At 56.8% G+C, this 25,562-nt stretch carries 22 protein-coding genes, 1 other RNA gene, 1 pseudogene and 1 riboswitch; of the genes and pseudogenes, 9 read left to right on the forward strand and 15 right to left on the reverse strand.

Features of this window, described 5'->3' with window-relative positions:
- Positions 1 to 149 precede the first annotated feature (149 nt).
- Together FO488_RS10500 and FO488_RS10505 are read left to right on the forward strand one after the other, a co-directional pair.
- Positions 150 to 410 (forward strand): hypothetical protein, encoded by a 261-nt coding sequence (locus FO488_RS10500; protein WP_149210524.1) that lies wholly within the window; start codon positions 150 to 152, stop codon positions 408 to 410.
- 350 nt (positions 411 to 760) lie between these two features.
- Complete coding sequence (locus FO488_RS10505; RefSeq protein ID WP_149210525.1) at positions 761 to 2,218, forward strand: SH3 domain-containing protein; 1,458 nt, start codon at positions 761 to 763, stop codon at positions 2,216 to 2,218.
- Positions 2,219 to 2,317: 99 nt separating this feature from the next.
- Here FO488_RS10505 and FO488_RS10510 read toward each other — a convergent pair whose 3' ends face one another.
- Together FO488_RS10510 and FO488_RS10515 are read right to left on the reverse strand one after the other, a co-directional pair.
- Positions 2,318 to 2,551, reverse strand: coding sequence for a hypothetical protein (locus FO488_RS10510; protein WP_149210526.1), 234 nt, complete (start codon positions 2,549 to 2,551; stop codon positions 2,318 to 2,320).
- Between the two features lie 261 nt (positions 2,552 to 2,812).
- Positions 2,813 to 3,337: a hypothetical protein gene (locus FO488_RS10515; RefSeq protein WP_149210527.1), complete on the reverse strand. Its 525-nt coding sequence runs from the start codon at positions 3,335 to 3,337 to the stop codon at positions 2,813 to 2,815.
- A gap of 338 nt (positions 3,338 to 3,675) precedes the next feature.
- Between FO488_RS10515 and FO488_RS10520 the strand changes: the two genes are divergently transcribed.
- Positions 3,676 to 4,287 (forward strand): PEP-CTERM sorting domain-containing protein, encoded by a 612-nt coding sequence (locus tag FO488_RS10520; protein ID WP_149210528.1) that lies wholly within the window; start codon positions 3,676 to 3,678, stop codon positions 4,285 to 4,287.
- Between the two features lie 271 nt (positions 4,288 to 4,558).
- On the opposite strand, the gene FO488_RS10525 is transcribed toward FO488_RS10520, so the two are convergent.
- Positions 4,559 to 6,367 (reverse strand): hypothetical protein, encoded by a 1,809-nt coding sequence (locus tag FO488_RS10525; RefSeq protein WP_149210529.1) that lies wholly within the window; start codon positions 6,365 to 6,367, stop codon positions 4,559 to 4,561.
- Positions 6,368 to 6,965: 598 nt separating this feature from the next.
- Here FO488_RS10525 and FO488_RS20660 point away from each other — a divergent pair.
- From FO488_RS20660 to FO488_RS10540, 4 genes are all read left to right on the forward strand, one after another.
- Positions 6,966 to 7,292 carry a DUF4124 domain-containing protein gene (locus FO488_RS20660; RefSeq protein WP_205743254.1) on the forward strand — a complete coding sequence of 109 codons (327 nt, stop codon included), beginning with the start codon at positions 6,966 to 6,968 and terminating at the stop codon, positions 7,290 to 7,292.
- A gap of 140 nt (positions 7,293 to 7,432) precedes the next feature.
- Positions 7,433 to 7,588: a hypothetical protein gene (locus tag FO488_RS19420; protein ID WP_168205982.1), complete on the forward strand. Its 156-nt coding sequence runs from the start codon at positions 7,433 to 7,435 to the stop codon at positions 7,586 to 7,588.
- Between the two features lie 118 nt (positions 7,589 to 7,706).
- A complete protein-coding gene (locus FO488_RS10535; RefSeq protein WP_149210531.1) occupies positions 7,707 to 8,114 on the forward strand; it encodes a DUF2726 domain-containing protein in 408 nt (135 codons plus the stop codon).
- 179 nt (positions 8,115 to 8,293) lie between these two features.
- Positions 8,294 to 9,736, forward strand: coding sequence for a P-loop ATPase, Sll1717 family (locus FO488_RS10540; RefSeq protein WP_149210532.1), 1,443 nt, complete (start codon positions 8,294 to 8,296; stop codon positions 9,734 to 9,736).
- A gap of 190 nt (positions 9,737 to 9,926) precedes the next feature.
- Here the strand turns inward: FO488_RS10540 and FO488_RS10545 are convergent.
- From FO488_RS10545 to smpB, 3 genes and pseudogenes are all read right to left on the reverse strand, one after another.
- A pseudogene (locus FO488_RS10545) lies at positions 9,927 to 11,160 on the reverse strand (tyrosine-type recombinase/integrase).
- Between the two features lie 200 nt (positions 11,161 to 11,360).
- Positions 11,361 to 11,715: a transfer-messenger RNA gene (gene ssrA / locus FO488_RS10550) on the reverse strand.
- Between the two features lie 51 nt (positions 11,716 to 11,766).
- The gene (gene smpB, locus FO488_RS10555; RefSeq protein ID WP_149212151.1) at positions 11,767 to 12,225 is read right to left on the reverse strand and encodes an SsrA-binding protein SmpB; all 459 of its coding nucleotides are present in this window, start codon (positions 12,223 to 12,225) and stop codon (positions 11,767 to 11,769) included.
- Positions 12,226 to 12,364: 139 nt separating this feature from the next.
- A riboswitch (M-box (ykoK) riboswitch) is annotated at positions 12,365 to 12,530 on the forward strand.
- Positions 12,531 to 12,596: 66 nt separating this feature from the next.
- On the opposite strand from smpB, the gene FO488_RS10560 reads away from it, so the two are divergent.
- Positions 12,597 to 13,853, forward strand: coding sequence for a magnesium transporter MgtE N-terminal domain-containing protein (locus FO488_RS10560; protein WP_149210533.1), 1,257 nt, complete (start codon positions 12,597 to 12,599; stop codon positions 13,851 to 13,853).
- Positions 13,854 to 13,864: 11 nt separating this feature from the next.
- Positions 13,865 to 15,163 (forward strand): Nramp family divalent metal transporter, encoded by a 1,299-nt coding sequence (locus FO488_RS10565; RefSeq protein WP_149210534.1) that lies wholly within the window; start codon positions 13,865 to 13,867, stop codon positions 15,161 to 15,163.
- A 78-nt stretch (positions 15,164 to 15,241) separates the two neighbouring features.
- Here the strand turns inward: FO488_RS10565 and FO488_RS10570 are convergent, their stop codons facing one another.
- From FO488_RS10570 to purB, 9 genes are all read right to left on the reverse strand, one after another.
- Positions 15,242 to 15,772: a DUF4124 domain-containing protein gene (locus tag FO488_RS10570; RefSeq protein ID WP_168205983.1), complete on the reverse strand. Its 531-nt coding sequence runs from the start codon at positions 15,770 to 15,772 to the stop codon at positions 15,242 to 15,244.
- A gap of 19 nt (positions 15,773 to 15,791) precedes the next feature.
- Positions 15,792 to 16,136: a histidine triad nucleotide-binding protein gene (locus FO488_RS10575; protein ID WP_149210536.1), complete on the reverse strand. Its 345-nt coding sequence runs from the start codon at positions 16,134 to 16,136 to the stop codon at positions 15,792 to 15,794.
- Between the two features lie 6 nt (positions 16,137 to 16,142).
- Entirely contained in the window at positions 16,143 to 16,886 is a 744-nt protein-coding gene (locus FO488_RS10580) for a TlyA family RNA methyltransferase (protein WP_149210537.1), read from the reverse strand.
- Positions 16,886 to 17,434 carry an orotate phosphoribosyltransferase gene (pyrE, locus tag FO488_RS10585; protein ID WP_149210538.1) on the reverse strand — a complete coding sequence of 183 codons (549 nt, stop codon included), beginning with the start codon at positions 17,432 to 17,434 and terminating at the stop codon, positions 16,886 to 16,888. Before pyrE ends, FO488_RS10580 begins: the two co-directional genes overlap by 1 nt.
- Positions 17,427 to 18,854 carry an amidophosphoribosyltransferase gene (gene purF / locus FO488_RS10590; protein ID WP_149210539.1) on the reverse strand — a complete coding sequence of 476 codons (1,428 nt, stop codon included), beginning with the start codon at positions 18,852 to 18,854 and terminating at the stop codon, positions 17,427 to 17,429. The genes pyrE and purF overlap by 8 nt, the downstream gene beginning before the upstream one ends.
- 168 nt (positions 18,855 to 19,022) lie before the next feature.
- Positions 19,023 to 19,850 (reverse strand): phosphoribosylformylglycinamidine synthase subunit PurQ, encoded by an 828-nt coding sequence (locus FO488_RS10595; RefSeq protein ID WP_149210540.1) that lies wholly within the window; start codon positions 19,848 to 19,850, stop codon positions 19,023 to 19,025.
- A 1-nt stretch (position 19,851) separates the two neighbouring features.
- Positions 19,852 to 22,842, reverse strand: coding sequence for a phosphoribosylformylglycinamidine synthase subunit PurS (locus FO488_RS10600; protein ID WP_149210541.1), 2,991 nt, complete (start codon positions 22,840 to 22,842; stop codon positions 19,852 to 19,854).
- Between the two features lie 110 nt (positions 22,843 to 22,952).
- Complete coding sequence (locus FO488_RS10605) at positions 22,953 to 24,086, reverse strand: mechanosensitive ion channel family protein (protein ID WP_370514273.1); 1,134 nt, start codon at positions 24,084 to 24,086, stop codon at positions 22,953 to 22,955.
- Positions 24,079 to 25,374, reverse strand: coding sequence for an adenylosuccinate lyase (gene purB / locus FO488_RS10610; protein ID WP_149210542.1), 1,296 nt, complete (start codon positions 25,372 to 25,374; stop codon positions 24,079 to 24,081). Before purB ends, FO488_RS10605 begins: the two co-directional genes overlap by 8 nt.
- Positions 25,375 to 25,562: the final 188 nt, after the last annotated feature.

The following is a 25,562-nucleotide window of genomic DNA, read 5'->3' on the forward strand; positions in this document are numbered from 1 at the left end:
AATAATTATATATCGTCAATCAACGCCCAGATTTTGGGCTTTCGGCTTCCCCTGACGGGGACGGATGACCAATCGGGTGTATAATTACCCATGATGAATCCGGCCCACGGCGTCCCTGTCCATCAGATCGGAACAACAGGTACAATGAAATGACAATCAATGAACTGGTGGAACTGATCAGGCACATAGAGGAAGAGCACAACTTCTTCAACCGGAAACCGGGACGGCGGGTGGTGAAACGCATAACCCCGCGCATCGACACCCGCCGGGCCGGCATGGTGGTGGCGGTGGAGTTGCAGGGGTATGGCTGGGAGACGGTCTTCGATTCCCGGAAGAGCCGGCAGGACGCGCCCTCTTCCCTGTTTGACACGATCATGACCTTTCTGGATACGTCGGAGGAGGAGAACTGAGGGAGCGAGGGTGCAGGGTGGTCGCAGCGTTGCTGCGGGATGGGTGAGGAACAGAAGGACTGGATAAACTTTTTTTGTATCGAAATGATACATACGACGGCACTTGAACATGGTTCAAGTGCCGTTTTTTAATGTGAAAACGGGGGGATATGGCCGTTGGCGTTTTTATGTTAATTTTTTTAACATATTGAATTTACGTTGAATTATGGTTTTGCTTGGAGTAGAAGGGGGAAGGTCGGGGGTTTGGTTGTGGCAGCATTAGGCCAGAAGAATGGGTATGGTGTCCCTGTAATTCCTTCCGACACTAAAGCTTACGCACCCAATTAAAAATACATTATATTGGAGTAATAATGTCAAGCGAAGACGATTATGAAACTGAATCAAAACAACAACGTCTTGAATCAGTAAATGACTCAGACATTAACTCATCAAATAACAATGATGACGCTCATAAAATGATAAATAAAACTGCAACTAGCAGAATTGCTAAAATCAACTCACTCGGAGAAGCAAGGTTTGGAACGGATTATCGGGACAAGCTAGGACTAGCTGGGATGTCATCAAAGATCGAAGCAATGGGTCTGACAGAGAACCATGCCCTCAAAGCTGCAAGGCTTGGGATGGATTATCAGGACAGGCTAGGACTAACTGGAATGTCATCAAAGATCGCAGCAATGGGTCTGACAGAGAACCATACCCTCAAAGCTGCAAGGCTTGGGATGGATATGCAGGACAAACTAGGGCTGACTGGAATGTCATCAAAGAACGCAGCAATGGGTCTGACAGAGAACCATGCCCTCAAAGCTGCAAGGCTTGGGATGGATTATCAGGACAGGCTTGGACTGACCGGAATGGCATCAAAGGTTGCTGCTATGGGGCTTACGAGTGGTCATACACTCAAGGCATCAATGCTTGGAATGGATATTCAAAAGAATCAGGGAATGTTAGGGTTAGCATCAAAAGTAGCTGCTATGGGACTAACTGAAAACTTTGCCCTTAAAGCATCAATGCTTGGAATGGATATTCAGAAGAATTTGGGCCTTGTCGGGCTTGCATCAAAAATTGCAGCAATGGGGCTGACAGAAAACCATGCGCTCAAAACTGCAAGGCTTGGAATGGATTATAAGGACAAGTTTGGACTGGCCGGAATGGCATCAGAGGTTGCTGCAACGGGTCTACTTCACAAAACATTGGTAGGCATTAAAACTCCAATTTTCCAAACAATCGTAAGGGACATGCTGACGTCACCAGAGATTGAAAAAGCATTCTCACATTTGATAAATGAAAATGACTTTGACGTAACAGCGAAGAAGCTTTGCTTGGATAATTCCAATATGGATTCAAAAATTTACGATACAAATCGGGTTAATTCCGCAGATATTACGCCTTTCGATCAGAACAAATCATTCCTTGAATGGTATGAAAGCTTAAACCCTCTTAGTAAGCATGCAATAACGGCAGTATTTGCTATTCTTCTCAGCATTATCGCAAACCTCTTGACGCCCTTCGTTGAAAACCTCATTCATACTCAAAAGCACGAGACAAAAGAAATAATTAAAACAATTAAAAACAGCAATAATGAAAGTATAATTATTGACAAACAGTATCGCTTTGTTTCAGCAACAAGACTTTACGTAAGAGAAAAACCGAAAATTGACTCTGCAATTATAGCTACGGCAACTTTAGGTAAAATTGTGAGTGTTGAACACAAGAAACAAGGTTGGGCGAAGATTTCATATTTGGATGAGAACGAGGATATTGTTATTGGATGGGTTCTTCTTAGGTATGTATCTAAATTCAAGAGATAATAACGTTCAACCAAGCGCGCCAGCAGTCTGTATACTATATACAACCTAAGGGAACGTAGTTAAGTTTATCGACTTAACCGCTAAACCCGCCCTCCCCCATCAAATACGCGCCCCCGAATCATGCAGCCCGACCACCCTGCCCGAGGCATAGGATTCCGAAGGGCAAACGTCCTGCCGGTGTTCCGCCACCCAGCGGGACACACCATCCGCGGTGAAGCTGCCGATGGCGCAGAGCATCACGCATATCGAGCACGCCACCGCCCAGCGCTTATTGAGCATTCCGAACGTTGCCGCCAGACAGGCAACCGCCAGCAGGAAAATCTTATAACTCATCGCAGGACCTCTCCCGGTGTTAGTGAAAGCTTCAGTGGTCAATATATGAAAGCCGGCCGCCGGGGCGTATCGCATACACCCCGGCCATGCACCTATTCAACCAGCCGGGCGAAACGTGCAGCATCATTCAAAGCGGCATGAACAGCCCATCTGCGTTCGCAAGCGTAATGGCGGCGATGAACGTAATCGCCATCACGATGACTATCGTTCTCACGGTTGCTCCTTTCCCCGGCGTGACACGCAATCACGCCCTAGCGGGCCTTAACGCCTCTCCCCCTCGCGCCTGTCTTCGCGCCGCTCTTCCTTCCGTACCTCTTTCCGCACCTCCGGCCGGTGCACCTGCCCACGGTAATGGTCCCGGTCGCGGTCATAGCGCCTGAACTCCACCTCGCGGAACCGCCGGAACTCTTTCAGGCTGTGCCGGGCCAGGAGCGGCGGCATCACTCTCCGCTCCACCCGCACCAATGGCCCGCCGTAGTACGAGGTCCGGTACCAGAAGCCATTGCTGAAGACATAATAGTCGCGGCCGATGTACGCCATATCGTAGGGCGTCCCGACGGCGACGTAATAGCCCAGATCCGGCACGAAAACGAACTGGGGCGGCGTGTCCGGGAGCATCACCGGGGGCGGCGATGGCGGCGCCGGCCGGTAAACGGGCGCTGGCGGCGCCGGGGCGGGTACCCCGATGTCCACATTGACGTTGAGCCCGGCCTGGGCGATGGAAGCGGTAGCGGCGACAAGCGCCCCCGCTACGAGGAGCGGCATGCGGTTCATGTATGTATTCATGGGTTCTCCTTGACGTGCAGGGATTGTTATATGGGGGTAGACGCAGGGAGGGGGCGTTGGGTTACACGTTTTCTGCCGTGGGGAGAATTTCGCGCGGAAGCCGGCCGGTAGCCGCCTGATCGAGGGGCTTGCCGTCCGCCCGAGCGGTGGCCCCCTCCTCGGGCCGCCGATGCCGTCGAAAAATTTGACACTCAACTGTTCAGAAAACCGACAAATCGGGCCCAACAGCGGCGGGAACCGGCACAACAGCTTGATTATTACAACAATTCACATATGGCACATATTGTGCTAAAACCTTGCAAGCATTTTCATTTTTATAACAGAATCGGGAGCAATCGATGAAAAAAGTACTGACGACACTGTTTGCTGCGCTGCTGATGAGCGCCGTGTCAGCCCAGGCGACCACCTATTCTTTCAGCACCTCCAATTCGGCGGTAACCAGCATGGCCGACACCACGAACGTCATCTGGAATCTGAAGAGCACCCCCCTGGCCGCCGACCAAGTGATCACCAGCGCGACCCTCACCCTCTACGGTTTGCAGGATTGGGAGAAAAACGCTCTCGACAAACTCTATATCAGCCTCTACAACACGTCGTCGGGGAGCAACACCTTTACGACCAGTTCTGACCCCAGCGACACGACCAATTACTTTGCCGGCAACTCGAAAGCCTATCTCCTTGCCACGGCCAGCGGCGGCACCTACTACCCCGGCCACAGCGGCACCCTGACCGTCACCTTTGACGCCAGTGCGCTGGCGGCACTGACGGCGGACCTCAAGGACGGCTACTTCGGCTTCGCCTTTGATCCCGACTGCCACTGGTACGATTCCAGTATGGCGTTTACCTATACCACCGCCACCGCGCCGGTGCCCGAGCCGTCCACCGTCATCCTTCTGGGCGCGGGCATGGCCGGCGTGGCCCTGCTGCGGAGAAGGAACCGCAAAGCCTAGGCAGCGCCGCTCCGGCGGCATGGTGGAACGTTGTATGGATGTGAATAGCCCTGTTACCACCGTCGCTGGCAGGGTTTTCAATTGTGTCGAAACGGCACATCCAATGGCGCCCGGCAATGGTCCGGGCGTCTTTTTTGTTAGTGGACTTGCAACATTGATCCGGACGGGCACCGCAACAAGACCATCACCATGTTGTTATTTCAATACGTTTGGCACTAACATGGGTCAGATAAGACGCCCACCCTGAGTCAGTCTGTTATCCCCGTCACCCCTACATCGAACTCGTTCCCCAGATTATGATGCTTTTCCCCGAAGAATTCACGGCTACCCGCGGCACCGGAAAGACCATGTATCCGTCATAGGCCGCCCCCATGGTTGCAATCAGTTGTGATGCCCCCCAACCGGACGACAGGAGGTACTGGGCCGACCTCACGGTAACGGCTGCGGACTCTATCTGATACCAGACCAGGGTTGCGTTCCCCGATGGGTCCACGGCAATGTGCTGGTCATAGGTGTTGCCGATGTTCTCGCTGATCTCCGCAGGGGCGTCCCACATTCCGCTCGCCGCGCTGTAATGGCTTGCGGCCACATACTGCCTTCCCTCGGTGTCCAACTGTTGCTCCCACGTTGCCAAGGCGTTCCCATGGGCGTCGAACGCGACTTCCGGGGAATAGCACTCCCCTGTCACGCTGTTTGCAACGGTCTTCGGGGCTTCCCAGCTTCCCCCGGCCGGTTGCCGGCTGGCCCAGACATCGAAATACCCGGAGTTGTTGTTCTGGATCCATGCCGCGAGGAGATCTCCTACGGGGTCAATCGCCAGCGAGCCCTGGCCATAGATCGGGTTCGGGCTGCTGCTCACTTTCGTGCGGGTCGTAAAACCACCCGTCGTCGTTCCCGTCGCCACCCAGATGTCGCTTGCGTCGCCATTGCCGCCGATGCCGTCGGTTCTCTGAAACTGGTTGTATATCACCGCAACCGCGCCGGCGTTGTTGGCAACCACCTTGTAGCCGTAGGCGCAGTTCGTGCCGGAGGAGAGCATCGCCGGTGCCGACCAACTGTCGCCGGTCACGGAATACCGGCTGGCATAGACATCAAAGTGGCTGCTGACGGCGGCATCCGACTGGTTCCACATGATCACGGCATTCCCGGCCGCGTCAATGGCAACCGACGGCACCCCGGACGGGCCGGTGGCGCTCGATACGGCACTTGTCAGCTTTTTGGGGCTGCCCCATCCGGAACCGGCAACATAGCGGTTCACCCAGACGCTGTTGAGCTGATTGTCGGACTGCATCCACACCACAACGGCATTCCCGCTCCCGTCTATCGCCACTTTCGGCATCATGGCGAAACCGGTGGCCGTGCTGATCTGCGTTGCGGATTGTTCGGAATTCAGCCACCGGGCCTGGATCACGCTTGCGCCGTAGCCGGTCCCCGTATAGCTCCACCATACGGCAAGCCCGTCTCCGGCCTCGGAGACCTTGAGGTCCGGGTCCTGGGCCACGGCCGCTGCGTCATTTGCCCAATTCATGGCGGAAACGCTGTTGGCCAGTGCCGGCGATGCCGTGGCGCTGAACAGGGTCGCTCCCGAACTCCTGTCGGTTATCGACACGGTGCCCGAGACAGAGGCAACCGCCACATGGTCGAGCAGGCCGTCCATGCCGGAGCCGTTCGCCGAGAATTTCCCGGAAATGGGGTCCATGTCGGCGCCGTAGCTCGCAAGAAGGGGCTTCAGGCTATTCCGGAGGTTCGCCGTTGCGGCCGGGAGGTTCGCTGCGATGGTGCTGAAGGTGGTCGGGCTCGGCGCCTGGTACGCGGCATCCAGATCCGTGCTGCTCGCTGCCGCCGCCACGATCATCTGGGTCAAGGGGGTGATGTTCGCCGTGCCGGCGGCAGCGGCGAACGAATACATCGCCTTCCCTCCCCAGCTTGCCTTGAGCATGAACGGGGGTTTGAGTGCCGATACGTCGAATGAAAACGTCCCGTCCGTGGTTGCCATCGACAGCTCATGTCCTGTCGAATCCTTGAGAAAGATGGTTCCGGACACGGCGGCGCCCGTTGCGGTAACACCGGAAACCGTCATGGTGGAGCTTGACGACTGCCCCCGCTGCACCCCAACAACAGTAGACCGATGACCGCCAGTATCATGTTTCGCATAATACCCCCATAATTTCCACATTTGGACGGGGTTCAGCACAAAGTGTACCGGCGACGGCACAAGACTTGATTTGTCGTTTGAATTAGCACAGTTGCATGATAATACGCTAATGATATTACGGCCGCATGGACCGCTGGAGGGGACCTCATCCATGCACATTTTGCATATTAAGGGAGATGCCGCCTATTCGTGCTGACAAAAATTGTCAGTGGGTGGTGCATCAAAATGACACAACGAGAGGCGCCCGATGATGGTTGAGGTGGCTTTTTTGGTGTGATAATCGTGAGATATGGCAAGGCCGGTTTTATGTTAATTTTTTTAACACATTCCACAGAGCGGTAAAAAAATTAACATATTGAAATTGCAATTGAAATTGCTCTGATCGTGGAGTAGATATAGTGCAGGCTTGCGCTTGTCGGGGCGACACAAGCAGATTCCCCTCATGACAGCCGGATTTGACGGAAAGTAAGGTGCCATGCGATCAATTCCATTTGCAATATCATGGGTTGTAATATTGTTCGCCATGGCGCATGCCGAATATTACGCCTATACCGATGACCAAGGGAATGTGCATTACACGGATAATCCATCGTCTTTATCTGCCAAGGCGCTCAAACGCGCCAAGCGGGTCGATGTTGACATGAGCCCGGAGCCTCCCCCAGAGGTCCCGGCAGCAAGCGTGACGACATATCCCGATGCGAACAAACCGGCAAAGAAAGCCAAGAAGATGACAAAGGCCAAAAGATCTTCCGGCAACCGTCCCCCTAGTTCCCCCAGGAGCCCACACAGCAGCAACCATCACAACCAAGCTCCATCTCGCCAATCAGCGAACCGGCCGACCCGGCACTGAGTACGCCGCTCAAAACAATCCGGCGTTTCAGAAGATCACTTGCAAGCGGGGATTACCCAACTGCCGCCAAATGTCTGCGGTATGCCGATGCCGGAGAAGTCCAGACGATCCTATCCCAGGTGCCCAAGGAGTTTGTCAGGTTGCTGGTTGAGGAGTTTTCTCCGGCAGTGGAGATCGCCCGTGACGATAACCATGCCCTCTACATGATCGGCGATCCCACAAAAGACAGCAAGGTTAGTGGACGCCACGAGATCGGTCTTGAACTGGTGGGGCAAAACTGGAAGATTTCGTTTTAAAATCTGATGCCGCCTATTGAGGTAAAGCCCGAGGGGCACCAACAACTTTTAAAGGGGGCGCGTTTATATTTTTCTTTTTGTGTAGAATGTAGACGCGACCCTTTTTGGGTACTTTGCCATGGAGATGGTTATTGAGCTTGACGACAGCACCCACCAGCAAGCGAAACGGATAGCCAGGGATGAATTTCTTGAAGCTGCCCTGGAAGCGGCACATGTTCCGATAGCAAGATTTCCGGTTAAGCGGGCATACACTTTACGAGAGCTTCAAGCCAAGCTTGGAGATTTTGTTGTTTCGGCACAGGAGCCGGATAAAAACAAGGCTGTCGATGTGGAGAGGGCAGAGCCTGAGCCGATGATAATAAAGCCGGTGCTTCCGACAAGTAATGAGAAATGCTCCAAATGTGGAAGCGAAATGAAGATAAGAGAAAAGAAGTCTGGAGAAGAGACTGGGAAAAAGTTTTTAGTGTGTATCAAGTATCCTGAATGCCGAACTGTTGAGCCGTATGCCGAGGCCAGATGGTTTTAGGAGTAATAAGGCCCCGTGTTACTGGAACGGGGAAAGATGCCTGCATTATAACAGCTATATAGTTGTATATGGGTTTAATAAAAAAAATATCAGGTTCCCATATACATGTAGATGGAACAACCTGACCGATCTATAACGAGTTGGTCATTTAAGAATGTATTATAAATGGAGGTTTCGATATGGAAGGACTTAAGCTGAGTGATATTTATCTCGGAGTAAATGATGGGAAAAAAGAAGCCCGATATAAGGCTGATTTTGAAAAGTATTTTTTTGATTATAACAACCTCCATGAGCATGTTCTTGATCCTGCAGTTTTTTTAATACTGGGAAGAAAAGGTTCAGGCAAAACTATATTAGCTGAGTACATTAAAAAGACCTGTAGTGGACCAACATTTTTTATAGATATTCGATCATATAAAGATTTCAGGTTTCATGAACTAGTTCATTTAAAATCAGGTGACATTTCTCCGAACGAGTATTTTGCAATTTGGGAGTGGGTAATGTTGCTTGATTTAGCAAAAATCATAATACAAGATGAAGGAATACCACAGTCTAATGAAAAAAGAAGACTTGATACTTTTTTTAAGGAAAACTATGCCTCTTTAACAATTGATGTAAAGAAAGTTATCGAAATAACCAAGCAGCACAAAATTAAAGGCTCATTATTGAAGCAAGAAGCTGAATATGGTGGAGCAAGCAAACAAACAGAAGGTTCATATCTTCAATATCTTGAAGACCTGCGCGAAGTAGTAATTACCCTACTTTCTACTTCACGCAGCGAGTACGCATTATTTTATGATGAACTTGATGACAGATTTAGAAATGAGGAATACTACAAAAATTCTATTATTAGCCTGCTAAAAGCCGCTGACAAAATAAATATGTTGTGCATTGACAATGGCTGTAAATGTAAAATATATGCACTTTTAAGAAGTGATATATTTTCAATTCTTAACGACCCAGATCTTAATAAAATAGTAAAGGTCAATGGATTAACAATAGACTGGGGAAACAAAGTTGATAAATCATCACCATTATTTGAACTGATACTAACTAAAGCATCCAGATCAGTAAGTTCGCTAGAGTCACGTAGTTATGATGACAAATTCAAGATATTGTTCCCTCAAGACATAAAGCGCGTTGAACCAGAGCGGTTTATACTTGAAAGAACTTTATTCCGCCCAAGAGATATAGTTACCTACCTTAATCTTATAATTAAAAAATATCCTACAACAAGCTATTTTGGTTTTAAAGGCTTTTTAGATTTAAGGAAATCATATTCAGAGTATCTTTTAAATGAAATCAGAAATGAAATGTGTGGACACATCTCAGATGACCAAATTGACACAGGGCTTCAGTTGTTAAAACAGTTCAATAGACATAATTTTAAATACACTGACATTAAGCTATATTGGGATAAGAATAAAGATAAATACAAAGCTGTTGAGCTTGACAATATATTATCAATATTTTTTAAGTTCAATATCGTTGGCAACAAATGGTTTAAGGATGATCATAAGAAAAACTTCTACAGTTGGGCTCATAGAGATCCAAGATCTGAACTAGATTTTGATAAAGAAATAATTATCCATTTAGGATTAAGAGATGAACTGTCTGTTTAATTGCTAAGATCAGGGGGAATACGGCAGGGAATAGGTGTCGCGTCTGCGCATTGACAAAAAATGTCCCAACCAGCCGGTTGCACGCCGCCACGCCCGGAAAACCGACCGGGCGAAGCGGGTGAACCGGGCACCCCGTTATAACGAAGTTAGCTCTTTCCAGTGCCCACTTTTGTTCGAACCGGGGAGCCAATCAGACAGATCGTTTCAACGGTATTACCTTCGCCACGCTCTTCAACTCTTCAAGATAATCCGCCCATTGCTGCATCATTTTTTTGCGTTCGACAAGGTGAGCCGTGCGGTTGTAAGCTCTGCCGTTGGGATCTTTCACGGCATGTGCAAGTTGATGCTCGATGAAATCCGGTCGAACCTGCAGGACTTCATCAAGGATCGTCCTGGCCGTTGCTCTGAATCCGTGACCGGTCATTTCGTCGGAGGTATACCCCATGCGCCGGAGAGCGGCGTTTATGGCGTTGTTGGTCATGGGGCGGAGCGGTGAGCGGTGGCATGGGAAAACATATCTGCCGTAGCCGGTCAGTGGGTGAAGATCTTTCAGGGTGGCGATTGCTTGGCGCGATAGAGGGACAATGTGGGGCTGCTTCATTTTCATCTTTTCGGCCGGTATGTTCCATTGCTCGTTTTCAAAGTCGATTTCGGCCCATTTCCATTTGCCGGAGTTCTCCAGGACGAACAAAGAGCATGGGTGCCAGCTTGAGGGCGCACTTGACGTGAAAGGTGCCTTTAAAGCCGTCTATGGCCCGGAGAAGGTCGGCAACTTCTTTCGGGTCGGTAAGGGCGGCATGATGTTTTTCCCGGACCGGTGGCAATGCCCCCCTTAAATCGGCAGCAGAATCGCGCTCAGCGCGTCCGGTAGCCACGGCATAACGTAGGACCTGCCCGCAGATCGTTCTAACCCTGTGAGCCGTTTCCAGGGCTCCCCTACTCTCTACCCTTCTCAGTATCGCCAGAATGTCCACAGGCTTGATTTCGGCAACAGGCTTACCGCCGAGCCAGGGGAACACGTCGCGGGTCAATCTGTCCATGATCGTGGCGGCATGGCCGGGTGACCATTGACCGGAGAATTTGCTATGCCATTCGCGGGCAATTATCTCGAAGCTGTTTTCAACCTCAGCGAGCGTAGATGCTTTTTGCGCTTTTTTCTGTTCTCCTGGATCAACACCATTGACCAAAAGCTTCCTAGCTTCATCTCGACGCTGGCGGGCATCGGCAAGGGACACGGCGGGGTACGCACCAAGAGCCAGCATTTTACGCTTGCCAGCAAAGCGATAATCGAGACGCCACAGCTTTCCGCCTGTAGGCGTGATCTGTAAGAAGAGGCCTGAACCATCCATAAGCCGGTAGTCACGTTCCTGAGGTTTGGCGTTTTTCACCTGGAGATCAGAGAGCGGTGCGATCCGTTTCGGCATGGCCTTTTCTCCTTTTTGGAGGTATCCGGTTTTCGTATGGAGGTATTTCACTTTGAGGATGCTCCATATAACCCCAAAAATACCTCCAAAAATGTTGGCCACAAGCATATCAAAGCGAACTTTGCCGGACAACACAAAAAGAAAAGCCCCTGATTTCTCAAGGGCTTTTGGTCTTAGCCGGACAATACCGGACTATGTTTTGGTGGAGGTGCCGGGAGTCGAACCCGGGTCCGAAGAACCTACCATCTGAATTACTACACCGTTAGTCCGTTGCTCGATTTAACCGGCCCGGTACGCAAAGGACAAAGCACCGTGCCGGCGGTCCCGTAAGTTTTCAGGTTGCGCTACGGGCGTTGCGCATCCCAATCCGGTAGTGAATGACGTCCCCTTCTTACCACCGGCATCTCGGTCGGGGACGCCTGTTAAGCTGCGAGAGCTACAGGAGTGTTATAATTGTCGGCAATTAATGCCGTTGCAGGTTTATTAAGGTCGGCCACCTGCCCCGACCCGGTGCAACCCAGATTTTCACTTCCCCGTCGAAACCTTTACACCCCCCTTTGAAAAATTTGTAGCCAAAACCACGAAGCGGATTGTCGGACAACCGCCCTAGCCCCGGTTGCGGGCCTTCATGGCCTGCGACATCTCCCGCTGCGTATCCTTCTTTTTCAGATCCTCACGTTTATCGTACAGTTTCTTACCTTTGGCAAGCCCTATCTCCACCTTGACCAGCCCGTCCTTGAAATAAAGCCGCAGGGGAACGACCGAATACCCCTGTTCCCTGATCCTGCCGTACAGCCGCCCGATCTCCTTGCGATGCAGGAGGAGCTTGCGCTGGCGGTCCGGCTGGTGGTTCTGGCGGTTGCCGAAATCATAGGGCGCGATGTGCAGGTTGTGCAGAAAGGCCTCGCCCTCGCGGATCAGCATGAAGGCGTCGGTCAGGTTGACGGTGCCGGCCCGCAGCGATTTTACCTCGGTCCCCTGAAGCACCATCCCGGCTTCCAGCTTTTCCTCGATAAAATATTCATGGTAGGCCTTCTTGTTGTTGCAGATCAGTTTCTCACCCATGTCGATCATCATAGCAAAATCGGCGCTGAAAGGGAAATCATATCCTGCGTCACGAAACGGCAATAATTCCGTAACGCTTTTTTCACCGGCAGGGGGGTTTTGCGTATTGACAAACAATTTCCTTTTGGATTATATGGTTAAAGTTCCTCGTTAGCAGAGGCGTTTGCACAAACACAGGCTACTGCCCAAAAATGTCGAAAGACGCCAATGGGTAGACCAGGTATTGTCGGCCTAAGGCTTTACCTAAGGTAGCTGGTCATTGACCTACGTTGTGCTCTGCCGAAAGTCAACCAGTGGGGAAACGGTTACTTTGCGTGCGCCAAAGGCCCTTTCTTCCCTGAAAGGGCCTTTTTTATTTCGGGGTGGCCATTATGAACACGGAATACAGCGAAATATACCTGAGTGCCGTCATCGGCCGGTCGGTGATCAACAGCAGGGGCGAAGAGCTCGGGCTTCTCCGCGACCTGATCATGGTGCCGGGCGAGGTCTTCCCCGAGGTGTCGCACATCGTGATCAAGGGACGCAAGGGCAAGATGCTGCTCCCCTGGAGCGAGGTATCGCTGTTTACCCACGTGGTCATATCCTCCGCCGGCATCGCCCCCGGCCTGCGCCCCTACGAGTACCGCGAGGCGGAGATCCTGGTGCGGCGCGACCTTTTGGACAAGCAGATCGTGGACGTGGACGGGGCCAAGGTGGTGCGCGTCAACGACATCAAGCTGGGCAAGCTCCACGACAAGCTGTGCATATTCTCCGTCGATATCGGCTTCCGCGGCCTCCTGCGCCGCCTGGGCTACGAACGGTTCGGCGAGAACGTGGCGCGGCTGATCAAGAAGGACATCCCCAACGCCGAGATCAGCTGGGAGTATGTCCAGCCGCTGGAGCCCCATTCGTCCAAGCTGGCCCTCAATATCGCCCGCAACCAGATGAACGAGATCCATCCGGCCGACCTGGCGGACATCATCGAGCAGATCCCGATCCAGAGCATCAAGACCGTGCTCGAAAGCATCGACCCGGAAACCACCGGCGATACGCTCTACGAACTGGAACCGGAGATGCGCAGCGTGGTCATCAGCCAGATGGATGCCGAGCACGCCTCGGACATCCTGGAAGAGATGTCCCCGGACGATGCGGCCGACGTCCTCTCCGACCTGTCGGAAGAGACGGCCCAGCAATTGCTGGGGATGATGGACGACGAGGAGAAGGAAGAGATCGAGGAACTGCTGGAGCACGAGGAAGACACGGCCGGCGGCTTCATGACCAGCGAATTCCTCACCCTGCCCCTGAACCACACGGTGGGCGCCGCCATCGCCGAGGTGCGCCGGCTCGCGGGGGAGATCGAAAACGTCAGCTATGCCTATCTCCTGGATGACGCCGAACATCTGGAGGGGGTGCTCAGCCTCCAGGATTTGCTCGCCTCCAAGGACGATGAACTCGTCGTGGATGTGATGGAAGACAACATCCGTAGCGTGAATGTGGGCGACGCCCCGGAGGAGATCCTGGAAACCCTCACCCGGTACGACCTGACCGCGGTAGCGGTATTGGACGAGGAACAGCGCATGGTGGGCATCGTCACCGTTGACGACGTCCTGGCCCACTATCTGCCGCGCCTGGTGAAGAAGAGAGGATAGGAAGAAACGCCATGTTCACCGGTATATCGCTGTTCAAATTCCTCAAGCCGCTCAAGAGCGTGACCCCCCGGAACATCATGCTGTTCCTGGCCATCCTCGGTCCCGGCATCATCACCGCCAATGTGGACAACGACGCCGGCGGCATCACGACCTATTCCCTGGCCGGGGCCAACTACGGCAACGACCTGCTCTGGACCATGCTCCCCACGACCATCGCCCTGGTGGTGGTCCAGGAGATGTGCGCCCGCATGGGCGCCGTGACCGGCAAGGGGCTCGCCGACCTGATCCGCGAGTCGTTCGGCGTCAAGGTCACCTTCTACGTGATGATCGCCCTGCTTTTGACCAACATGGGCAACTCCATCTCCGAATTTGCCGGCATCGCCGCCAGCCTCGAGATCTTCGGCATCAGCAAGTACCTGTCGGTCCCCATCAGCGCCGTGGTGGTCTGGCTGTTGATCGTCAAGGGGTCGTACAAGACCGTGGAGAAGGTGTTCCTGGTGGCCTGCATGGTCTATGTCGCCTACCCCATCGCCGCCGTCATGGCCGGCCCCAAATGGGACGTCATCATCAAGGCCAGCGTCACCCCCACGTTCCGCTCCGACAGCGCCTTCACCATGACCCTGATCGGCCTGGTGGGCACCACCATCGCCCCCTGGATGCAGTTCTACCAGCAATCGGCCGTGGTGGAGAAGGGGATCACCGCGAAACAGTATGCCTTTACGCGGCTGGACGTCATCTTCGGCTGCATCATGGCCATCGTGGTCGCCTTTTTCATCGTGGTGGCCTGCGCCGCCACCATCAATGTCCAGGGGCTCAAGGTGGAGACCGCCGCCGACGCGGCCATGGCGCTCAAGCCGCTGGTGGGCCGCCACGCATCCACCCTGTTCGCCTTTGGCCTCTTCAATGCGTCCCTGTTCGCCGCCTGCATCCTGCCGCTCTCCACGGCCTTCTACATCTGCGAGGGCATGGGGTGGGAGTCGGGGGTGGACAAGGATTTCGAGCGGGCGCCCCAGTTTTTCTGGCTCTTCACCGTGATCATCGTCATCAGCGCCGGCCTGATCCTGGCCCCCAACGCCCCGCTGCTCAAGATCATGTTCATCTCCCAGGTGGTCAACGGCGCCATGCTGCCGTTCATCCTGATCTTCATGCAACTGCTGGTGAACGACCGCAAGCTCATGGGCAGTTTCGTCAACGGTCCCGTCTTCAACATCATCGCCTGGCTGACGGTGGCGATCATGATCGTCATGACCATCGTCATGACCCTGGACATGATCCTCCCCGGCGCGCTCAAGGGGCTTGTGACCTTTTAGCCCCGCGCCCGGCGTACACGGCAAAAGGCCCGCCGGATATCCGACGGGCCTTTTGGGTTTTCGCTCCCGGGGCAGGTGCTATTTTCTGTACTCGGCGGGCAGGCCGACCTTGTTGGCGGCGTCGTTCAACTCGTTGTACGCCTTGACGGCGTCGTTATAGCGCTTCTGCGTCGCCCGGAACTCCTGGGGAAGCCCCTGGATACGCTCGCGGGAGATGCCGACCGGCTTCTTGACGAGCTCTTCCAGCTCCAACAGCTCCTTTTCGAGCTGCTTGACCTCGGCGTAACGCCCCTTGAACTCCTGCTGCCAGATTTCCGCCTTTTTCCCGCCATACTGGTCGTTGGCGGAGTCCTCCCCCGCACCACCCTTGCCCGCTTCCGGCAGCGCGGCCTGCTGTCCCGCGCCGGCGCCTTTCCCGCTGTCGGCCGCGGCCGGCTGGGCATCGATGTCCCCCAGCCTGCGCACCTTCTTGCGGTACTGCTTCGGCACGCTGTAGTAATCGTCGCTGAAGTTGACGGTGCCGCTCCTGTCGGTCCAGGAGTAGGTTTCCGCCATCGCCGGCAGCGACCACAGGAGCGTCACCGCCACAACCGTTACAATCCGTTTCATGATCTCAAATCCTCTCTCCTTACCCCGGAGGCCAGGTAAAATCACGTCCGGCCAGGAGGTGAAAATGGATATGGAATACCGATTGCCCCACCCCTTCGCCGTTGTTCTGCACCAGGCGGAAACCGGAATCGGCATATCCCTTCTGGCGGGCTATCTCCCCCGCCTTTCTCATGATAAAGCCGACCAGGGCGTCGTCCTGCTCGGTCATGTCGAGACAGTTGACGAAATGCCGCTTCGGCAGCAGGAGGAGATGCAGGGGCGCCTTGGGGGCGATGTCTTCGATGACCAGAATCCGGTCGTCTTCAAACACCTTTTTCGACGGTATTTCACCGCTGATGATCTTGCAGAAGATGCACGCGTCCATGGTGGTTTATTCCTCCGGTAGTGCCAATAGAATCAAAAACTCCCGGTTGCCGTCCGCCCCCAGGATGGGTGAATCGCAGACCCCGCACACCCGGATGCCCAGATCCGCTGCGGCTTGCCTGACCCCGGCGATGGCCTGGTCGTGGGCGGCCGGATCGCGGACGATGCCCCCCTCCCCCACGTCGCTTCGCGGCACCTCGAACTGGGGCTTGATCAGGGCGATGATGCGTCCCCCCGGCCGCACCAGCCCGACTACGGCTGGCAGCACCCTGGAGAGCGGGATGAACGAGGCGTCGATGACCGCCAGTACCGGCGATTCGTCGAGCCGGTCCGGGGCAAGATGGCGGATGTTGGTCCGTTCCAGATTGACGACCCGCGGGTCCTGGCGCAGGCTCCAGGCCAACTGGCCATACCCCACGTCCACCGCGAAGACCTTGCGGGCCCCGGCCTGCAACAGGCAGTCGGTGAAGCCGCCGGTGGAGGCGCCCACATCCAGGGCAACCAGCCCGTCCACGTCCACGCCGAATGCCTCCAGCGCCTTTTTGAGCTTGAGGCCGCCCCGGCTAACATAGGGCAGCGCCTCCCCTTTGATGCGGATCTCAGCAGCGGCCGCCACCTGCTGTCCGGCCTTGTCGGCGGCATGGTCTCCCACCACCACCCGGCCGGCCATGATGAGAGCCTGGGCCTTTTCCCGGGTGGGGGCCAGGCCCCGTTCGACCATCAAGGTATCGAGGCGCTGCTTTACCGCCATTACCCTACGATGTCGGACTTGGTGAACAGGGCTTTCAGCCAGTACCCCTCGGCCTCGATATTCTCCCGGCCGCCTTCCTCCCGGTCCACCAGGGTGACGATGCCCAGCACCTTCAGCCCCTCTTCCTCTGCCCGGCGCACGGCCTTCATGGAGGAACCGCCGGTGGTGACCACGTCTTCCACGATCACCACGCCGGTTCCCGGGGGGAGGTTCTTGCGCCCCTCCAGCCACTGGCCGGTGCCGTGCCCCTTGGGCTCCTTGCGGATGATGAAGGCGTGCATCTTCCGGCCGTCCAGGTGGGCGGCAATGGAGGTCGCCGTGGCGATCGGGTCGGCGCCCAGGGTGATGCCCCCCACCGCCTCCACCCCGGCCACGTCCCTGATGGCCTCGTAAAAGAGCTTGCCCACCAGAAAGCCGCCTTCGGCGTGCAGCGTGGTCTGCTTGCCGTCAAAATAGAAATCGCTCTGCCGGCCGGAGGCCAGGGTCACGAGCCGTTTTTCGTAGGACAGCTCCAGGATGATCTGTTTCAGTTTGTCACGGTCACTCATGTTCGTTGTACTCCTCTCCGAAAAGTCCCATCTGCGGCTTCAAGTCCGGCCGGGGGAATGCCACCGGGTAGGTCCCGGCAAAACAGGCCTTGCAAAAACCGGTGTTCTCCATGCCGACCGAATTGACCAGCCCCTCTTCGGACAGGTACCCCAGGGAATCGGCGGTGATATAGCGGCAAATCTCGTCAATGGTGTGGGAGGAGGAGATCAGCTCCTTCCGGTTGGGGGTGTCGATGCCGTAGTAGCACGGATAACTGGTGGGGGGCGACGAGATGCGCATGTGCACCTCCTTGGCCCCAGCGTTGCGCACCATCTTGACGATCTTGCGTGAGGTGGTGCCGCGCACAATGGAGTCGTCGATCACCACGACCCGTTTGCCCTTGAGGATCTCCCGCACCGGGTTGAGCTTGATCTTGACCCCGAAATGGCGGATGGCCTGGGCCGGCTCGATGAAGGTCCGCCCCACGTAGTGGTTGCGGATCAGCCCCATCTCGAAGCTGATCCCGGCTTCTTCGGCATAGCCCATGGCCGCCGGCACGCCGGAGTCGGGCACCGGGATGACGATGTCGGCATCGACGCCGTGCTCCCGGGCCAGTTGCCGCCCCAGTTCCTTGCGGGCCAGGTACACGTTCTTGCCGAAGATATAGGAGTCGGGCCGGGCAAAGTAGACGAACTCGAAGATGCAGGGGGTCGGCTCGACCTTCTTGAACGGGAACAGGGACTTGAGTCCGCCGTCCTTGGTGCAGATGATCATCTCCCCCGGCTCGATCTCCCGCACGAACTCGGCCTCGATCAGGTCCAGGGCGCAGCTTTCCGAGGCCACGACCCAGGCGTCCCCCAGTTTTCCCAGGCACAGGGGGCGGAACCCGTTGGGGTCGCGCACGGCGATCATGCGGCTTTCGGTCAGAAACAGCAGACAGTAGGCGCCTTTGATACGGTTCAGGGCGTCCACGATGCGGTCCACCAGGGAATTGGTGTGGGAGATTGCCAGGAGATGGATGATGATCTCCGTGTCCATGGTGGTCTGGAAGATGGAGCCGTAGGCCTCCAGCTCGGCCTTAAGCAGTTGGGCGTTGACCAGGTTGCCGTTGTGGGCCACGGCAATGGAGCCCCGGGAGTAGTCCACCATGATCGGCTGGACATTCTTCTCCACCGAGGCGCCGGCGGTGGAATAGCGCACATGGCCGATGGCCGACCTGCCGGGCAGTTTCTTGAAGATCTCCTGGTTGCCGAACACATCGGCCACCAGCCCCATGCGCTTGTGGGCGTGCAGCGTGGTACCGTCCGACGAGACGATGCCGCAGCTCTCCTGCCCCCGGTGCTGGAGGGCGTACAGCCCCAGATACGTGAGGTTGGATGCCTCCGGGTGGTTATAGACGCCAAAAACGCCGCATTCTTCGTGTGGCCGGGTAAATTCCATGAATTATGGCTCCTTAAGCTTGAAACAGCACATCAGAAAATCGGTACATCTGCCACAGAGACACGGAGACACGGAGAAAGGCAGGAAAAAACCAAAAGCATTTTCGTAAAAGTTGTACACGGTTTTCTCTGTGTCTCAGAGTCTCTGTGGCAGATTTTTTTTCGAATTTTAAATGAGATTTTTCCTCACATACTCCGCCGCGTTGCGGTACAGCTTCAGCCCATCCCCCTCTTCCGGCAGTTCTTCCCGGGTCCAGCGGGGATGCTGGGTGTAATGCACAAAGGCCTCGGGGTGCGGCATCAGCCCCATCAGGCGGCCGGTCGGGTCGCACAGCCCGGCGATGGCATTCTGCGCCCCATTGGGATTCAAGGGAAACTCCATGGTCGCCGCCCCGTAGTCCGGGCCGGAATACTTGAGCACCGCCAGGTGTTCCCGCTCGATGCGCTCCAGGGTCGCTGCCGAATCGCAGAGGAATTTCCCCTCCCCGTGGCGCATGGGCAGGTAGACGCCCCGCTCGATCCCCCGGGTAAAGACGCTGGGCGAGGCCGCATCGGTCTTCAGATACACCCACCGGTCCTGAAAGCGTCCGCAGTCGTTGAAGGTCAGGGTCGTGCGCTGGGTCAGGAAATCGCCGTCGAAGCCGGGCAGCATCCCCATCTTGACCATCAGCTGGAAGCCGTTGCAGACCCCCAGGATCAGCTTGCCGTCGGCGATGAAACGGGTGAACTGCTCCACCAGCTTCTCCCCCGTGCCGGCGACGCCGGCATGTTTCAGACGGTTGGCCTGGGCCTTGGCGCTCCCCAGGTCGTCGCCGTCCAGAAAGCCGCCGGTCAGGTTGAGGAAATGGAAGTCGTCCAGCCGGATCTCGCCGGAGAGGATCTCGGCGATATGGGCGATGACCGCCTCGTCGAAGCCTCCCAGACGGCAGGCATGGGCCGCCTCGGTCTCGCAGTTGGTGCCGTTTCCGGTAATGACGATGGCACGGATCTTTTTCATGTCACAGCTCCCTCAATGTCTTCTGCCAGGCTTCCTTCAACTCCGCCAGCCCGGCGCGCACGACGGCCGTCCCGCCCAGCCCGGCGATGGCGAGCACCGGTTCCGCGGTCACCGTGCCAATAGATGCGAAACAATTACCGCTCATGATGTTTTCGAATTCTTCCCGCTGTTCGGGATGGACCGTCACCAGGTGCCGCGATGCCGATTCGGAGAAGAGCAGCGTTGCATCGGATTTGCCCGCCGCGTCCCCCTTCCAGAGCACCCGGGAGAGTTCCAGGCTCATGCCGTAGCCTCCGGCAAAGGCCGACTCGGCCGCAGCCACGGCCAGGCCGCCGTCGGAGAGGTCGTGACAGGAGGCCACCAGCCGCCGCGTGGCCGCCTGGTGGTACGCCTGGTAACGCCGGTAGGCCCGCTCCGCATCCACCAGGGGCACCTTGTTGCCGACGGCGCCCTTGAGGGCGAAATATTCGGAGCCGCCCAACTCGTCGCCGGTCTTGCCCAAGAGGTACACGATGTCGCCGGGCCGCTTCACGTCCATGGTGACGGCCGTGCGGGCATCCTCGATCTTGCCGATCACCGAGAAAAGCAGGGTCGGCGGGATGGAAATCTTGGTGGAGCCGTCGTAGAAATCGTTCTTCATGGAATCCTTGCCCGAGATCAGCGGCAGGTTGTAGGCCATGCAGACGTCGTACAGCGCCTGGTTGGAACGCACCAGTTGGGCCATCTTGTAGGGGCCGTCCGGGGTTTTCTCCGACAGGACCGGGTCGCACCAGCAGAAGTTGTCCAGGCCGGCCACCAGGTCGAGGGAGCCGCCCACGGCCACATAGTTGCGCAGCGCCTCGTCGATGGCGTTGGCGGTCATGTGGTAGGTGTCGATGTCGGAATAGCGCGGACAGATGCCGTGGGCCGTCACCACCCCCTCGAAGGAGTCCAGGATCGGCCGCACCACGGCGGCGTCGGAGGGACCGTCGTTGGCGACGCCGCTGAACGGCTTCACCACCGAGCCCCCCTGGACCTCGTGGTCGTAGCGGCGCACCACCGACTCCTTGGAGCAGATGTTGAGCGCTGAGAGCAGGGCGGCCAGATCAGCGGAGTAATCCCCCTTGATCTGGACGGCCGGCTCGGCATGCCGGGGCGGTTCCCACTTGGCGGGGAGTTGCAGCGGCGGCAGCCCCTCGTGCATGAAGGCCATGGGGAGCCAGGCGACGGTGCGGTCGTCGTAGAGGATATGGAACACGCCGTTGTCGGTGAACTCGCCCAGTACCGTGGCCTCGACGCCGAAACGTTCGGCCATGACCAGGAATTCGTCGATCCGCTCCGGCGGCACCGCCAGGGACATGCGCTCCTGGGCTTCGGAAATGAGGATTTCCCAGGGGTTGAGTCCGGGATATTTAAGTGGAGCCTTGGCAAGGTCCATGCGACAGCCGCCGCACTCGCCGGCCATTTCCCCCACCGATGAGGAGAGCCCCCCGGCGCCGTTGTCGGTGATGAAGCGGTAGAGCGCCTTGTCCCGTGCCCGGATCAGGAAGTCGAACATGCGTTTCTGGGTGATGGGGTCGCCGATCTGGACCGCCGTGACCGGCGAATTCTCGTTCAACTCCTCGGACGAAAAGGTCGCCCCGTGGATGCCGTCCTTGCCGATACGCCCCCCGGTCATAACGATCAGGTCGCCCGGCTTGATGGATTTCTCATGGCTCGGCTGGCCATTGATCTCGCGCGGCATGATCCCGGCCGTGCCGCAAAAGACCAGCGGCTTGCCGGCGAACCGCTCGTCGAAGACCAGCGACCCGTTGACCGTGGGGATGCCGCTCTTGTTGCCGCCGTGCTCGACCCCCTCCACCACCCCTTCGTAGATGCGGCGGGGATGGAGCAGGCGGCTGGGGAGAGGCTTTTCGTAAAACGGGTCGGCAAAGCAGAACACGTCGGTATTGAAGATCAGCTTGGCTCCCTGGCCGGTGCCGAACGGATCGCGGTTGACCCCCACGATGCCGGTCAGCGCCCCGCCGTAGGGGTCCAGGGCCGAGGGGGAGTTGTGGGTCTCCACCTTGAAGACCAGGGACTGCCGGTCGTTGAACCTGATCACCCCGGCATTGTCCTTGAACACCGACAGGCAGAAGTCCTTGTCGCCCAGCTTGGCGCGCACATCTTTGGTGGTCCGCTGGATGAACGACTTGAACAGGGATTTGATCTCCTGCTTGTTGCCCGCTTCATCCTCGTACTGCACCGTGCCGGAGAAGATCTTGTGCTTGCAGTGCTCCGACCAGGTCTGGGCCAGGCACTCCAGCTCCACGTCGGTCGGGCTGGCGCCCAAGCCCACCGTGGCGCGCTCCGCCACCACCTGCGGGTCGCGGTAGTGGGCCTGAATGATCCGCATCTCCTCCAGGGTCAGGGCCAGCACCCCCTCCTTGCTGATGCGCAGCAACTCTTCGTCGGATACGTTCAGGTCGATCTCCCGCACCTCGGCCTTGACCTCGGCCAGCACCCGGGGGACCGTTGGCGCGAAACCGCGCCGGGCCATGAAATCGGCCGCCGAGAGCACGCTGTAGCGCTGGATGAGGGTGTTGCACAAGAGGCCGGTGGCGATGCGTTCCACATCGGCGGCCCCAAAGGCGCCCTTCAGCAGGTACTGCACCGAGTAGTACACCCCGCAGCCCGCGGCAAAAGGGCGGCCGGTCAGGTATTCCACCGCTTCCCGGCCGGTGCGGCCCACGTTGTCGGTCACGCCGGGACGGAAACCGACCTCCACGGCAAAATCGAAGCCGGCCGCCAAAGGCCGGTCGATGCTCCACTCCTGGATAACCGGGTCGCTGAACGGGCCTGCGGCGGCCTGCTGAAGCTCCTCCGGCGCCAGGGCGGCATCCACGGTATAAACGTCGATGGTGCGGACCTCGTCCACCGCCAGGTGCAGAAAATGTTCGATCTCCCGCTTGATCCGTTCGCCGCGGGCGTCGCGGACGCTCTCCCTCAAGGCCACTTCAATTCTGTATGCCATGTCAGTTGGTTCCTTTTTCTATTGAGCCTCTTGCATAATATTGCGGGGCCGATCTACTGTGTTGCCACTCGCTCGGAAACTCAACGTACTAAACAGTACGCCTCGTTCCCTCACTCGCTTGCGCCTTGCATATCCGCCTCCTCATGACGTTTTGCAAGAGGCTCCATGATCACCGTCCTGGTGGGGAACGGGATTTCAATGCCGTTTTCGGCAAAACGGCGAATAATCAATGTGTTGACCTTATCGATGGTGCCGAACAGCCGGGAATACTCCTCCACCCAGAAAAAGAGCGACATGTTCAGGGCCGAGTCGCCGAAGGTGACGAAATACGCCTCCGGCGCCGGGTCGCGCAGCACCTCTTCCACCTCCAGGGCCGTGGCCGCCAGAAGCGCCTTGACCCGCTCCACATCGCTGCCGTAGGCCACGCCGATATTGACGCGCCCCTTGGCGCGGGCATCCGGGAAGGCCTGGTTGATCAGCATGGTATTGCACAGGTCCGAGTTGGGGATGATGAGCAGTTGGTTGTCCAGGGTCTTGATCCTGGTGCTGCGCAGGCCGATGCCGGCCACATCCCCCACCTGGCCGCCCGACAGTTGGATGCGGTCGCCGATCCGGAAGGGCTGGTCGAGCATGAGGGTGAAACCGGAGATCATGTGGGCCAGGGTATCCTTGGCCGCCATGCCGATGGCCAGCGAACCGATGCCCAGTGCGGTGACCAGCGAGAAGATGTCGTAGTTGAAGTGCTTGAGGATGACGATCAGCGCCGTGCCCATCAGGAACAGCATGGTGATCTTTTCCGCAATCGGGATCATGTTGCGGGAGATCAGGGCATCCTTGTCGTGCTGCCGGCCGGCGATATACCACTGCAGCAATTCGTCGAAGGCGTGGTAGATCAGGTTGAAGACGATGATCACCAGGACGATGTAGAGAGCGCCGGAGCTGATCACGATCAGTTTTTCGTGCAGCGGCAGGGAGCGGATCGCCAGGTAGACGCCCGTCGTGACCAGAAGCCGCGAGACGTGGGGGGTGGTGCGCTGAAGGATGCGGTCGTCCAGGTCGGTGCTGGTGAAGGAGGCCAAACTTTTGCCCCACCTGTTCAGCGCCATGACGGCCAGTTGGGCCAGCATCCAGAAAATTGCCAGGATCAGGAGCGCGCCCAGGATCTCCTTGGCCCAGAACAGGGTCGGGCCGTCCGTATCCAGCGGCCGGAAAAGCCCTTGAATGATCCCCAGGATTCTATTCACCGAAGACTCGCTTGAAGATGGTATTCACGTGCTTTAAATGATAGTTGAGATCGAACGATTCACGGATCTTGGCCTCGCCCAGGGCGCCGACCACATCCTGGTCCGCCAGCAGCTCCTCCTGGAAGTCCTTGCCCTGCTCCCATACCTTCATGGCGTTGCGCTGCACCAGACGATAGGCATCCTCCCGGGACACGCCCGCCTGGGTCAGATCAAGGAGGATCTTCTGGGAGAAAACCAGCCCCTTCATCTTGTTCAGGTTGTCCAGCATGTTCTTGGGATAGACCACCAGGTTCTTGATCAGGCCGCTCAAGCGGCGCAGGGAGAAATCGAGCGCCACCGTGGCGTCCGGGCCGATGTAGCGCTCCACTGAGGAATGGGAGATGTCCCGCTCATGCCACAGGGCCACGTTTTCCAGCGCCGGGATGCACATGGAACGGATATAGCGGGCCTGACCGGTCAGGTTTTCCGAGAGGATCGGGTTGCGCTTGTGGGGCATGGCCGACGACCCCTTCTGCCCCTTGCTGAAGAATTCCTCCGCTTCCAGCACCTCGGTGCGCTGCAGGTGGCGGATCTCGATGGCGATGCGCTCCAGGGACGAGGCGGTCAGTGCCAGAACGCAGAAGTACTCGGCATGGCGGTCCCGGGGGATGACCTGGGTCGAAACCGGTTCGGGGGTCAGCCCCATTTTCTTGCAGACGTACTCTTCCACGTACGGGTCGATATTGGCGAAGGTGCCCACCGCACCGGAGATGGCGCCGGTGGCGATGTTCTCGCGGGCCGCGGCCAGGCGCCGGCGGTTGCGCTCCATCTCGGCATACCAGGAGGCCAGCTTGAGGCCGAAGGTGACCGGCTCGGCGTGGATGCCGTGGGAACGGCCGATGCAGACGGTGTCCTTGTGTTCCAGGGCGCGTTCCTTGATGGACGCGAGCACCGCGTCCAGGTCGGCCAGCAGTTCGTCGGCGGCCTGGACCAACTGTACCGACAGGCAGGTATCCAGTACGTCGGAGGAGGTCATCCCCTGGTGGATGAAGCGCGCCTCGGGCCCCACATATTCGGCGACCGAGGTGAGGAACGCGATCACGTCGTGCTTGACCTCGGCCTCGATGGCGTCGATACGGGCAATGTCGAAGTTTCCCTTCTCGCGGATGACCGGCACCGCCTCCTTGGGGATGACCCCCAGTTCGGCCTGGGCCTCGCACGCCAGGGTCTCTATCTCCAGCCAGATGCGGAAGCGGTTTTCAGGTTCCCAGATGCGGGCCATGTCGGGGCGGGTATAACGTGGAATCATTCAATAACTCCTGATATCGATTTTGGATTCTACCATAGAATTAACATCTGCCACAGAGACACAGAGAAAACCGGAAAAAAACAAAATCACTATTTACATGGATGAACAGGATAAAAGGGATGAAACCGTTAACACCTTTGAGTCGTGCAATGAATCCGAGTTTTTATATCCTGTTCATCCGGTTCATC

It is taken from the genome of Geobacter sp. FeAm09 (assembly GCF_008330225.1).
Lineage (GTDB): Bacteria > Desulfobacterota > Desulfuromonadia > Geobacterales > Pseudopelobacteraceae > Oryzomonas.